Annotated in this window: 10 protein-coding genes and 1 pseudogene; 3 read left to right on the top strand and 8 right to left on the bottom strand. The window is 59.1% G+C overall.

Going from position 1 to position 12,324, the window contains the following annotated elements:
* Positions 1 to 105: 105 nt before the first annotated feature.
* The 4 genes from ACWGTI_RS28985 to ACWGTI_RS28970 form a co-directional block, all read right to left on the bottom strand.
* A complete protein-coding gene (locus ACWGTI_RS28985) occupies positions 106 to 603 on the bottom strand; it encodes a hypothetical protein (protein WP_454590211.1) in 498 nt (165 codons plus the stop codon).
* Positions 604 to 666: 63 nt separating this feature from the next.
* A complete protein-coding gene (locus ACWGTI_RS28980; RefSeq protein ID WP_454590210.1) occupies positions 667 to 1,971 on the bottom strand; it encodes an amidohydrolase family protein in 1,305 nt (434 codons plus the stop codon).
* A gap of 125 nt (positions 1,972 to 2,096) precedes the next feature.
* Positions 2,097 to 2,279: a tautomerase family protein gene (locus ACWGTI_RS28975; RefSeq protein WP_454590209.1), complete on the bottom strand. Its 183-nt coding sequence runs from the start codon at positions 2,277 to 2,279 to the stop codon at positions 2,097 to 2,099.
* A 45-nt stretch (positions 2,280 to 2,324) separates the two neighbouring features.
* The gene (locus tag ACWGTI_RS28970) at positions 2,325 to 3,428 is read right to left on the bottom strand and encodes a mandelate racemase/muconate lactonizing enzyme family protein (protein WP_454590208.1); all 1,104 of its coding nucleotides are present in this window, start codon (positions 3,426 to 3,428) and stop codon (positions 2,325 to 2,327) included.
* Positions 3,429 to 3,746: 318 nt separating this feature from the next.
* Between ACWGTI_RS28970 and ACWGTI_RS28965 the strand changes: the two genes are divergently transcribed.
* From ACWGTI_RS28965 to ACWGTI_RS28955, 3 genes and pseudogenes are all read left to right on the top strand, one after another.
* Positions 3,747 to 4,508: an SDR family NAD(P)-dependent oxidoreductase gene (locus ACWGTI_RS28965; RefSeq protein ID WP_454590207.1), complete on the top strand. Its 762-nt coding sequence runs from the start codon at positions 3,747 to 3,749 to the stop codon at positions 4,506 to 4,508.
* A gap of 9 nt (positions 4,509 to 4,517) precedes the next feature.
* Positions 4,518 to 5,348, top strand: a complete 831-nt coding sequence (locus ACWGTI_RS28960; protein ID WP_454590206.1) for an SDR family NAD(P)-dependent oxidoreductase — start codon at positions 4,518 to 4,520, stop codon at positions 5,346 to 5,348.
* Positions 5,349 to 5,408: 60 nt separating this feature from the next.
* Positions 5,409 to 7,450, top strand: a pseudogene (locus ACWGTI_RS28955) (hydantoinase/oxoprolinase N-terminal domain-containing protein).
* 38 nt (positions 7,451 to 7,488) lie between these two features.
* On the opposite strand, the gene ACWGTI_RS28950 reads toward ACWGTI_RS28955, so the two are convergent.
* The 4 genes from ACWGTI_RS28950 to ACWGTI_RS28935 form a co-directional block, all read right to left on the bottom strand.
* The gene (locus tag ACWGTI_RS28950; RefSeq protein ID WP_454590205.1) at positions 7,489 to 8,544 is read right to left on the bottom strand and encodes a GlxA family transcriptional regulator; all 1,056 of its coding nucleotides are present in this window, start codon (positions 8,542 to 8,544) and stop codon (positions 7,489 to 7,491) included.
* Positions 8,545 to 8,747: 203 nt separating this feature from the next.
* A complete protein-coding gene (locus tag ACWGTI_RS28945; protein WP_454590204.1) occupies positions 8,748 to 10,268 on the bottom strand; it encodes a trimethylamine methyltransferase family protein in 1,521 nt (506 codons plus the stop codon).
* 139 nt (positions 10,269 to 10,407) lie between these two features.
* A complete protein-coding gene (locus ACWGTI_RS28940; protein ID WP_454590203.1) occupies positions 10,408 to 11,172 on the bottom strand; it encodes an SDR family NAD(P)-dependent oxidoreductase in 765 nt (254 codons plus the stop codon).
* A gap of 72 nt (positions 11,173 to 11,244) precedes the next feature.
* On the bottom strand, positions 11,245 to 12,297 hold the full coding sequence (locus ACWGTI_RS28935; protein WP_454590202.1) for a quaternary amine ABC transporter ATP-binding protein: 1,053 nt from the start codon (positions 12,295 to 12,297) through the stop codon (positions 11,245 to 11,247).
* Positions 12,298 to 12,324: the final 27 nt, after the last annotated feature.

The following is a 12,324-nucleotide window of genomic DNA, read 5'->3' as shown; positions in this document are numbered from 1 at the left end:
GGCACCTTCCGGAGTCATTGGTTTCTGTTGGAGTAACGCTGAGCCGCCTTGGGAATATGGTCGTTGACTTTGACGTAGCCGGAGCGGAGCTTCGGACGTGCCTGGCTATCGAGGGAGATCTCGGCCATCCGACCGCCCCCTGGAGGCATAGGGGGAAACCGAGTGGACGTTCCTGTCGACTTCGATTGGTGGTTGGGATGGGCGTCCGGTGCCAAGGCGCCGGTTCGATAGATCTTGAATCGAAATGGTCAGAGTGTCGCGCGATGGATGACCTGTGCCAATAAACCCCAGCAAGCGGGGAAGTTGGTCGATCATGTCCGATTTGAGCATGCGGGGAATTTGAGCGAAGACTTCGGGGATATCAAAACTATTTGCTGACAGCGCGAACGCGAACGGGATTTTTCGCCGCAGGAGGTGTTCTGCCACGACGAAGCATTCTTCGCCATGGATGCAGACGCTCAGGATGGCCGCACCGATTGCTGAGTACATCACCGCATCGAGCGCATCCTCAAGGGTCGCGGCGGGATGGTAGACATCCGCTGCTGCGGCGACCGAGGCGTCACTCAGCGAAAATCCAAACGACAGGTCGGCGGCGGCGATCAAAATTTTTGGCGTCGATGCCGGGCGCGTCTGGGGGTTCGCGGGCGCGTCGCACCCGACAGGTGTTTAAGTGTTCCGCGCATTGGGAAACAATTCCTCGGCGTTTCCATGCATGAGGCGTCGGATCAGGTCCAGGACGCCACCCCGATCAATCCAGCCATGGCCGACAACCTGCGCAAGGGCCGCTGTAATTCCTTGGCGGGCGATTACGCTATGACCGACAATGTTTTCGACGATAGAATAATCACCGCCGAACGTGAGAACCTTGTGGCAAGGAACGGAAACCAGGAATTCGGCAAGGAAACGAACACAGGCCTGGGGATTGATGATCCATGCCCAGCACATGTCGACGTACGCGTTCTTGTAGTGTTTGCAAAGGGCGAGATATTCGTCTTGGTAAGGATAGCCGATGTGCATGAGCACGAAGCGTATCCCCGGATAGGCCTGTAGCAGTTTGCAGATGTCACTTGCGTTCTTGTGCACCTGCGCAAGCGGCATGAAGTCGGAACCGGCCTGATACCCGGTGTGAATTTTCACAGGTAGTCCGTACTCCTGCGCTTTCCCGAGGCAGTAGTGCACGAGATAATCCTCAAGCGCCTGATAACCGTCGGTACCAATAAAGGGCCGGTCGGAGATCATCGTTGCGAAGAAGCGCTCGGCGGCGTGTCGACTGACATGTCCGAAGTTCAGCCGCCGGTAATAGGCGCCGACATACTTGACCGACACGGCTTGCCGGCCAAACCGTTCGAAATACTGATCAATCGCCGCGAGCCATTCTGTCAGGTTGCCGATCTCAACGTCGAGTTCTTGTTGCACCTTCCGGATATCGGTCAGGCTGCAGCGGCTCAACTCCATGATACTGATGTCATTCTGGAGCAGTTGGGGCTGCTCTGTTTCCATGTAGACCTTTTCAAGGGAGTTCACATGGCATTGCGAGAGACGGCATACGTCTTTCAAAATGTGGGCATAGAAGCCTGGGCGTCGCATTTCTTGATAACGAGCGGACAATTGCTCGACATTGTGTGGGCTGAAGGCATCAATGCCGTAGAGTTCGCGAAGGGTGAGACTGAGCGCCCTGGCGTAACCAGTGTGTTGTACAGTAGCCCAGTAGGGGCGCACTATCGTAAACTTCGTCTGCGCCGGGGTATCGGGATCGTAGAACCTTTGGCTCTCGGCGGTCGTCATGCCGGCGCAGGAAAGATCGTCTTGTAGGTAGTTTTTGAACAGCAGCGACCAGTCATCGCAAGGCAATATGCCATCAAAATGCGGGCTTGTGCGCCGCGACTCCTCGACGAGGTGCTCATGGGTGTCGGCAAGAACGGTGTGCTTGACCTGTTCCCCAATCCAGCCGGATACTTCCGTTTCATTCAAGATCACCTCCGAGAAAAGCATTGGGCGGAAGGAAGCCCGCGCTGGGCAGGCTCGATCCGCATGTTAAATACAGGTTATGCAACCGTCGGTCAGGCCCGGCAGCGGCCGTCATAGCGCTCGGTGTGCTACATCCGTGACCAAAGCTTGCCGCCGGTGGCCCAATTGTTGGGCGTATACTCGTCAAAAACGACGTGGATCTGCTCCGGCCGAAGGTTCATCTTCTGAACGAAGAGGCTGGTGATTTCGGCAGCGATTTCCGTCTTTTTGTCATCGTCCGTTTTGAAAGTCTCTATATGAATAACGGGCATGGGCCTGTCCTCTGCGTGAGTTTGTCGTGGCTATCTCCACAAGTCCTAGAATGCGGCGATCGGATCGCCGAACAGACTGGGATCGATCGTCAATCCCAGCCCGGGACCTTTGGAAACCGGGATATGTCCATCAATGACTTGTAACGGATTTTGCGGATCATAATGGCTGTCTTCCGAGATGGTTTGCACCCAACTGCACCCCTCAAAAAGGTCGGGTCGGACGGTTGCTCCGAGATGGGTGCAAGCGGATCCAATGATGTCGCCGCCCCACGCATCATCGCTTGTGTGCGGAAGCGAACGAGCCTCGCAGATATCTCTGAAAGTCGCCATCGGCTTCAGGCCGCCGATGCGAGTGACCTTCATCCCAAAGCCGTCGCACAAACCGCTTCCGATGGCCTGAATGACGGTGTTGAGGTCCACGCCGCTTTCATCAAGATAAATGGGGTGCCGAACCTTCGATCGGATCACGCCGATTTCCTCCAGCGTGTTGCAAGGCTGCTCAAGCACGAACTGCAGGTCTTCACACTTCTGACTGAGAAAAATGGCGTCCCTCGTGGTGAGGTTCCGGTTGCCGTCAACCGCCCAGCGCATACCCTTGGGTAGGACCTCGCCCACCTTGCGTAAGACCTCAAGATCTTCTTCGATTGGCCGGCCCCCGATCTTGGTCTGGATCCGCACGTAGCCGCCGGCTCCGGCTTCCTTTGCCAGACGCACGGCTTCGTCAGAGCTCATGATTCCGATGAAAAAATAAAATGGCACCCGCTCGGTCGCGATGCCGCCGAGCAGCTCGGCCACACGCTTTCCGGTTTTCTTTCCAAGCAGGTCATGCGCGGCAATATCGACGGCTGCCTTTGCATAGGAGTGTCCGGTGAGTAGTGCATCCATCTGACGGTGGAGCAAGACGGGCTCAAGCGACGCCCCAATCAGACCCGGGCCCATTTCGGTCAGGGCAGCACGAGCGCCTAGCGAATGACTTGCCGAATAGATCGGGCCAATCGGGCAGGTTTCACCCCATCCGGTTAGGCCGTCATCCGAAGTGAGCTCAACGATGGTTGAATCTACGTCGGAGATAGTAGCCTTTCCAACCTTGTATTTCCCTCCGAGTATGGAAAACCGCTTATGGAAGACCCGCAAACGCTTTATCTTCATAAAATCCCTCTTGATAAAGAGCCGGGCTCGGATCCTCGGCAGGTGACGAAGCCGGGAAGACCCTAGGCGTGACCTATAAGGAACCGCGAATTCCACTTCAAATGAGTATTGATGCGCCTGCCCGATGACCTAAAGTTATGATCGTATAGAACGCGGCGAACTGTTTCGGTTCAAGTGTCCAACCCGAAGTGACCATGACTCTAGTTTGTTGCGCCCATGACTTTTTAGGAGCTTGCGGCCCGGCAAGATGCGGTCCTAGATCAAGCCAGTGCCGATCCGATTGGTGACGGCGACACCGATATAATAGGCAATTGAAGAATGAAGCATGCGGGGAAAGTTGTTGTTATCACGGGGGCCACCTCCGGCATCGGCGAAGCGGTCGTTAAAGCATTTGCCGAAGCCGGTGCCTCGCTGGTCCTGGTGGGTCGTGACCAGGCCCGCGGTGAGGCGGCCCGGACTGTTGCACAGAGTTTCGACCGTCCGGCGGAGTTGTTGCTCGGTGACGTTGCAGATCCGGCATTTGCAGAACAGGTCATCGCGGCAACAGTGGAGAGGTTTGGGAAGGTCGATGTGCTGGTCAACAGCGCCGGCATTATTCGCCGTGGCGACGCAGTCCAGACCTCGAATGAGGACTGGCGGGATACGTTCAAGGCCAACGTTGATGGCGTGTTTTATTTCAGCCGCGCTGCCGTCAAAGCCATGCGTAGGACCGGGGGGGGGAGCATCGTCAACATCGCCTCTAATGTCGGTCTTGTCGGGTGCACCGGCTTGGCCGCCTATTGCGCATCAAAGGGAGCGGTTGTTCTGCTGACACAGGCAATGGCTCTCGACCATGCCAAGGAAGGCATTACCATCAACGCAATTTGCCCCGGGGCAGTCGATACTCCGATGCTGGTCTCGGCACATTCCAAGCCGGTTTCGGCTCAAGAAGTGCTCCAACGGAACCGCGATTCCACGCCTCAGGGGCGTGTCGCCAAGCCATCAGAAGTCGCAAGCCTTGCGGTATTTCTATCGAGTGAGGATGCGGGGCACATTACCGGCGTCGCAATACCCATCGATGGCGGCTTCACAGCAGGATAGGAGACACCAGTGGTTCATCGGCTGTCGAATAAGGTCGCTATCGTTACCGGGGGCAACCGGGGTATTGGTCGGGCTATCGCGGAGATGTTGGCCGCCGAAGGTGCCAACGTTGTGGTAGGCGATCTCCCCAATCCGAAATCGACACCTACCGTGGCGGAACGAATTCTGTCGTTGCCCCTTGATGTCACGGACGAATACTCGATCCGCGCATTTGTCGACGAGGTGATCGAGCGGTATGGCAAGATCGATATCCTCGTGAACAATGCTGGCATGGTCATTCACAAATCAATTGATGACCAAACCGCTGAGGATTGGGACCGGCTTATGGCCGTTAACCTGCGCGGGCCCTTCCTGATGGCGAAGTACATTGCCCCGGAAATGAGGCGTAACGGATCGGGCTCGATCGTCAATATCGGCTCTGTTGAGGGCCATATGGTCAATCCCTGGCATACGGCTTACGCCGCTACCAAGGCGGGCGTCCACGGGCTAACTCTTGGCTTGGCGGTGGATCTCGGTCCCGACGGAATCAGGTGCAATACGGTTTGTCCGGGCTGGATTGATACGGATCTCAACCGAGCCTACGTCGACATGCACCCCGACCGCACACTCATCGAGCGCGAGTTGGGAGAATTGCATCCGGTCGGCCGGATTGGTGCCCCGCGGGAGATAGCCCAGGCGGTTTTATGGCTGGCAAGCGATGATTCCAGCTTCGTCAGTGGCGAAAGAATCTCGGTCGACGGTGCCAGGACCAAAAAAATCCCCCTTCCCGCAATTTTGGACGAAGAGTATCGCGCCAAACTTACTAAGCCGGTGGCGGCTGCATCGGCGGCCGAACTCTAGCCGCCGAAAGCCGGGTGAATTCTGCACCAGAGCAGCCGCCAAGACGCGGAATGGTGATTGATGACCTCTGACGGCAACGGCCTCTTCCTCGGCATCGACACCGGCGGCACCTACACCGATGCCGTGCTGTGGTCCGAGACCGAAGGTCCCCAGCCGGGGCCGAACAAGGGCAAGGTGCTGGCCAAGGCCAAGGCGCTGACCACGCGGCATGATCTGGCCGTCGGCATTTCGGGCGCCGTCGATGCGGTGCTAGAAAAGGCGGGTACCGATCCGGCTGACATCAAACTGGTCTCGATGTCGACGACGCTCGCCACCAATGCGCTGGTCGAGGGCCAGGGCGGCCGCGTGGCGCTGGTCATGATCGGCTTTTCCGAGGCCGATCTTGCCCGTGATGGGCTGAAGACGGCCCTTGCCACCGATCCGGTGGTGTTTTGTCCGGGCGGGCATGATGTGCACGGCAATGCGGCAAAGCTCGACCTGTCCGGACTGGAGGCGATGCTGCCGGAACTCGGCGCTTCGGTGTCCGGCTTTGCCGTCTGCGCCTATTTCGCCACCCGCAATCCCGCGCACGAGATCGCAGCCCGCGAGCTGATCCGCGACAGAACCGGCCTGCCGGTCACATCGAGCCATGAGCTGTCGGCCAAACTCGGCGGTCCGCGCCGGGCGCTGACCACGCTGCTCAACGCCAGGCTGATCTCGATGATCGACCGGCTGGTGGCGGCGACCGAGGGGTTCCTTCAGGCGCGCAACATCGCCGCGCCCCTGATGGTGGTGCGCGGCGATGGCGCGCTGGTTTCGGCGGCTTTTGCCCGCCAGCGGCCGATCGAGACGATCCTCTCGGGTCCCGCCGCCAGCCTCGTCGGCGCCCGCCACATGACCGGGCTCGACAACGCGGTGGTGTCCGACATTGGCGGCACCACCACCGACGTCGCCGTGCTCGATGGCGGCCGGCCGCGGCTCGATCCGGAAGGCGCGACCGTTGGCGGTTTCCGCACCATGGTCGAGGCGGTGGCCATGCGCACTTTCGGCCTTGGCGGCGATTCCGAGGTGACGCTGGAGGATGGCGCGCTCAACCCGAAGATCCTGCTCGGGCCGCGCCGCCTGGTGCCCTTGGCGCTGGCCGGCATGGCGCATGGCGAGGCGGTGACGGCGGAACTCGAACGCCAGTTGCGCGCCCCCAACACCGGCCGCATGGACGGCCGGTTCGCGGTTCGCACCGGCGTGCCGGATCGGCTCGCCGCGGGGCTGACCGCACCGGAGGCAAAGCTCTACGAGGCGATCGGGGCGACGCCGCTTGCTCTCGACAGGCTACTGACCTCGAATGCCCAGAATGCCACCTTGAACAGGCTGGTTTCGCGCGGGCTGGTGCACATCTCAGGCTTCACCCGTCGGACGCCGCGCATGTGCTCGGCAAGCAGGCGACCTGGGATGCCGCCGCCGCCCGCCTCGGCGCCGAACTGTTCGCCCGCAGGCGCGATGGCCGTGGCCAGTCGATCGCGGCTTCGCCGGAAGCGATCTCGGAGCGGGTGCTGGTGACGCTGACGCGCTGGTCGGCCGAATACATCCTGGAAACCGCCTTTGCCGAGGACGGGCTCGATGGCGCCGCCACCGTCGCCCATGCGCTGGTGCAGCGCGCAGTCGACGCCCATCCCGGCATCGCACGCCTCAGCGTCGCGCTCGACCGCCCGGTCATCGGCCTCGGCGCTTCGGCGCCGCTGCATTATGCCGGCATGGCCGAGCTGGTCGGCAATGAGTGCGTGGTGCCGGAAGATACCGACGTCGCCAACGCGCTTGGCGCCGTCGTAGGCCAGGTGCGGGTGTCGGCGGAAGCCCTAATCAATCAACCCAAAGAAGGGCTTTATCGGTTAACCGCCGGCGGCCGTGTTCGCGATTTTATGGACGAGGATGCGGCTATCGTGGCTGCAGAAGCAAGCCTCAGGGAAGTCGTTACCGAGGAGGCCAAAAAGGCCGGGACTGACGATGCAGAGGTTCAGATCCACAGGGAGTTCAAGGTCTCGATTATTGAGGACCAACGCCTGTTCGTTGAAGCGCATATTGTAGCGGTGGCGTCAGGCCGTCCGCGGATCGCATCCGTTTCTTAAGTCTGCCTCGAGCGCAGATCCACTGAAGGTTTGCGATCTCAACCAAGACCGGGACCCACCCATGCCGGTACTGAAATCCGGCATTGCTGCGGTGTAATCCCGTACACACTCCGGAAGCATTTCGCAAAGTGCGAGGGTGAAATAAAACCACAGGCGACGGCAATGTCGATAATCGGCATGCGCGTGCCTTCAATAAGTCGTTTGGCGTGGTCAACGCGGATCCGCAGGTAATGGCGCAAGGGGGGATGCCCGACGTGGATGCAAAACAAGCGTTCCAGCTGCCGGCGAGAGACACCCGTCTGTTCAGCGATCAGTCTCATGCTGAGGGGCGTTTCGACGTTGGCTTCCATGATTCGCATGGCCATCAGAAGCTTGTCACTTACGCCTGCAAACGCAAGACCGGAAGGACCTGTCTGTCGATTAGATCCCGACCTCTGCCCTTCCACGGTCGCGTGTCGGCAGACCTCATGGGCGATGAAGCCGCCAGCCGTGTTTGCGATCAGGTCGACGGCAAGGTCAAAGGCTGACAGTTCACCGGCACAGGTTGAGAACTGTCCGTCCTTGACAAAGAGCGAGTCCCGCACTTGAGGCTGGCTAAACACTTCCGAAAAAGCCGCTAGGCGAGACCAGTGGATGGTGCACTGCGAATTGGCCAGGAGGCCTGTCTGCGCCAGTAGCCAAGTGGCGGTCCCAACCGCGGAGATCGGTATCGACCTGCGTACTAGCGCGCGCATGAAGGTGTTGAATTGAGGTGGAACCTGTTGCGCCACGGGTTCGCCGGCGATAACGGCGAGGTGGTCAGGCTTGCGGCCTCCCGAAAGGAGCGTTGGATCTCCGATCGTCAAGTCGACATCGATCGCAATGCCATTCGCACCTTCCACGCGGCCGTCGTGGAGCCCAGCAATCCGCCACCGGAACATCGTGGGGCGGGAAACGGTGTTTGCGATCCGGAATGGCTCAAGGAACGCGTGCAGGGCAAGGTGCGAGAATCCTGGTAAGACCAAGACTACGACCTCAAACGGCGTTCCCACCGAAAACGCCGTTTCGGGCAGGCTTAGGACCCGAGCCGCGTTGATGTAAGGAGGTGCATTCATCGAAACCCGTCCATGCATTCGCAAGTGGTGAAGCCGAGCGTGCCCGAACCTAAAACAGATCCATGCGGTATCCGGTGCCAACGAACTTTAGTTCGGATCGTCCTCAATATCAGGCCCGACACCCGCCGGTCGGGCCGATCTGGATTGCGCGCCTTGGCAGAAGGCCGCGTTAAACGTTCGCACAAGCCTAAGGCTGCGAGCGGTCACAGGACAGCGTCGCCGATCTCGAGTTCACGACGTTTGATGAAATCGAGCAATGCTTCATCAAGAGCCTCGTCAATGGGCGGCGCCTGGTAATCCTGCAGGGCCCTCACGGCCGCATCGAGCCCGCGCATATTGGCATCCTTTGCCCCGGCTACCGACCATTGCTCGAAGCTATCGTGGTTCATCAGGTCCGGGACGAAGAAAGCCTTTTCGAAATTTTTGAGCGTGTGTTCCGTCCCCAAGTAGTGGCTGCCCGGCTCGCTCTGGCGCATCGCGCCGAGCGTCTCGTCGAATTCATTCAAGTTAATGCCTTGGCCGAGCCTGTGGAACATGATCATCTGCTCTGAATCGAGCATGAACTTGCTGTAGCTCTGGGTGAGAGCTGCTTCGAGGTAACCGGTCGACGACAACACGAAATTTGCTCCCGCAATGAGGGCGCCATACATGTTCCTGGCAGCCTCGTAGCCCGCCTGCGCATCCACCAGCTTGGAACTGGTATTGCTGCCACTGCAGCGCCAAGGCAATTTGTAATGCCTCGCCAATTGACCGACGAGCATGTTCATGTGGCAGATCTCCGGCGTTCCAGCCATGGGAGCGCCACTCTTCATGGAAACCGTCGCCAGCCACTGGCCATAGATGCAAGGGGCTCCAACCCGGACCAGCTGCGCGAACGCGACACCTGCCAGGGCTTCGGCATTTAGCTGGGCCACGGCGCCCACGGTACTTGCCGGGGTGCTTGCACCGCCCAGCACGAACGGCGCCAGGATCATCGCTTGGTTGTTGGCCGCGTATACCTTGACGGCATCGAGCATCGTCGCATCCCAGACCAACGGCGAGTTACAGTTAGCTAGAGAGATGATCACGGTGTTGTTCTGGATGAATTCCTCACCGAAAACGATTTTCGCCATCTCGATGGTGTCTTCCGCCCGTTCGCGGGAGGTCACGGCACCCATGAACGGCTTGTCGGAGTAGCGAATGAGGCTGTAGTTCATGTGCAAATGGCGCCGCGGCACAGCGATGTCCATCGGCTCACAGAGCACGCCGCCGGTCATGTGCATCGCCGGAGATTGGTAGGCCAGTTTCGCGAAGTTTACGAAGTCGGCGATCGTCGCGTTACGGCGCTTGCCCTCCAGGTCGAGCACGTTCGGTGAGCCATAAGCCGGCGTGAAGATCGTCTTCCGCCCCCCCAATGTTACCGTCTTAGCGGGATTACGGGCGTGAACGGTGATCGTCTCCGGTGCCTTGGACACCAGGTCCATGAGAAGCCCACGGTCGACCCGTACACGTTGCCCGGTAACATCTGCGCCCGCCTTGCGCCAAAGGTCGATCGCCTCGTCGTCGCGGAACTCGATTCCAATCTCCTCAAGTATCTGCATGGAAATGTCATGCAGATGAAGCAGCTTATCTGGACTTAGTACATCCATGTAAGGAAGGCCACGTTCAAGGACAGGCAACAAGGTCACTGTTCTGTCATTGCGTAACTTCTGGCGAGCCTCTCGCCCGCCTGATCTTGACGACATTTCAATCATACCCTTGATGTTTTACAAGAATATATAGGAAAATGTACTCACCAACCAATAATAAAAGATGATGCAAGTTATGCCTTCAGGTCATGACCGGATGTTTGGCCGCTCGGCCCCCTCAGGACACTGACTTCGGTCAGTAGACGGCTTTAGCGCCGGCCACCTCAAGGGTGGTCCCCGCGATGAATCTGGCCTCCGGGGAGCTGAGAAAATAGACCGCATCGGCGATATCCTCTGGGTCACCCAGATGGCCAAGCGGATTGGATTTGCTAAGCTCCGCAACCGCGGTATCCGGATCAAAACCGCGATGAATGAAGCCTGAGCGGAGCATGGGAGTGTCGATCTCTCCGGGGCAAACGGCGTTTACCCTGATGCCGCTACCGGCATGGTCCCTTCCGAGGCACCTCGAGAATGTTGCGACCGCGGCTTTGCTGGCGCAATAAGCCGCATGGCTGGGACCCGGATAGATTCCCCAGGTGGAAGAGATGTTGACGATCGATCCGCCCCCATTGGAGCTCATGAACGCTATCGATCTCCGGCAGGTGTAGAAAATCGCCTTGAGGTTGATGTCGAAGGTCCTGTCCCAGTCGTCGTCACTGGTATCGAGAATGGTGCCGCGTGTGATAATGCCTGCATTGTTGACAAGCGCGTCAAGGCGGCCGGTGGATTCAATGGCCGTGGCGACGAGGTCCTCGCAGTAGCCTTTGCTGCGGAGGTCTCCCGCTTTGGCGAGGACGTTCTGTCCGTCGCGATTGAGGACCTCCGCCGTGGTCGCTAGGCGATCCTCGTTGGTATCCCCCGCCACAACATAATAGCCATTGGCAACGAATTTCCGGCAGATGGCCTGCCCCATACCGCCAGCAGCGCCAGTTACAACAACGGTTTTCTTTTTGGCGGTCATGAGCGTAGAGCCATTGCTTGAGGAGGGAACCCTGCGGATTATGCAGAGCGGGGAAAGGGCACGCGCGAGGGGTCAGATCCTCTCGTGAATGCCGCGTAGGATCATGGATCCGGTGATGATCCCAACATCCGCGCCATTTGCGTCGACCACAACCAGCGGTCCGTTTGAGTGTTGGGTGGTGAGGCCGAGCATGTCCTTGAGGGCTGTTTCCACGCCAATCCGCGGAGCATTGTCCAGATTCAGGGTACCGCCGACGCCCGCGAATTCGCTTATGGGTACCATAACCGATTCAGCTTTAAGCAAGCCGAGGCGGCTGCTTCCCTGCACGAACCTCTCGACATACGGGTCTTTTGGGTTGCCGATGATCTCGTCTGCAGAGCCAATCTGGAGCATCTTGCCGTCCTTCATCACGCCGATGTGGTGGCCGAGGCGCACGGCCTCCTCCAAATCATGCGTAATGAACAAAGTCGTCTTCCCGAGTTTGGTCGACAGCTCCTTGAACTGGTCTTGGAGATCGCGGCGGATCAGCGGATCGAGGGCCGAGAACGGCTCGTCCATCAATAGGATTGCCGGGTCCGCGGCAAGGGCGCGCGCCAGCCCGACACGCTGCTTCATGCCACCGGAGAGTTGGTCCGGGTACCGGTCACCCCATCCTGAAAGCTGGACCAGTTCAAGCTTTTCTTCTGCAACCTCGTGGCGTTGCTTCAGCGGAGCGTTGCGCAATTCGAGGCTCAACGCGACGTTGTCGCGCACCGTACGGTGGGGCAGGAGGGCCACGTTTTGGAATACCATGCCCATGGTTCGGGCGCGAAGCTCGCGCATCTCGTTTTCGGACTTGAGGTTGATGTCTTCGCCGCCGATGATGACTTGGCCCGCGCTGGGCTTGATCAAGCGGTTGACGTGGCGCACGAGGGTGGATTTGCCGCTACCCGAAAGACCCATCACGCAGAAGATTTCTCCCGCTTCGACGCGAAACGAAACGCCGGCAACGGCTGCTACACACCCATGCTTCTGGAGCAGGGTTTCTTTTGACAGGTTTTGGCGTTGGACCGTGGTGAAATCAAGCTTGGAGCCGGTCCCGAAAACCTTCCAGACGTCCTTAAATTCAATGGCGTGCGCTTTCACCGGGAGCTCCAAACTGTGAGGTGGCGC

The organism is Mesorhizobium sp. ArgA1 (genome assembly GCF_053714375.1).
Note: the sequence above shows the minus strand (reverse complement) of the source record. Positions and strands in the feature narration are given on the sequence as shown.

Coding starts and splice junctions, on each gene's coding strand:
- ACWGTI_RS28940 (WP_454590203.1), bottom strand. CDS start 11,172: ATGACCGCCAAAAAGAAAACCGTTGTTGTAACTGGCGCTGCTGGCGGT.
- ACWGTI_RS28965 (WP_454590207.1), top strand. CDS start 3,747: ATGAAGCATGCGGGGAAAGTTGTTGTTATCACGGGGGCCACCTCCGGC.
- ACWGTI_RS28970 (WP_454590208.1), bottom strand. CDS start 3,428: ATGAAGATAAAGCGTTTGCGGGTCTTCCATAAGCGGTTTTCCATACTC.
- ACWGTI_RS28945 (WP_454590204.1), bottom strand. CDS start 10,268: ATGTCGTCAAGATCAGGCGGGCGAGAGGCTCGCCAGAAGTTACGCAAT.
- ACWGTI_RS28950 (WP_454590205.1), bottom strand. CDS start 8,544: ATGAATGCACCTCCTTACATCAACGCGGCTCGGGTCCTAAGCCTGCCC.
- ACWGTI_RS28975 (WP_454590209.1), bottom strand. CDS start 2,279: ATGCCCGTTATTCATATAGAGACTTTCAAAACGGACGATGACAAAAAG.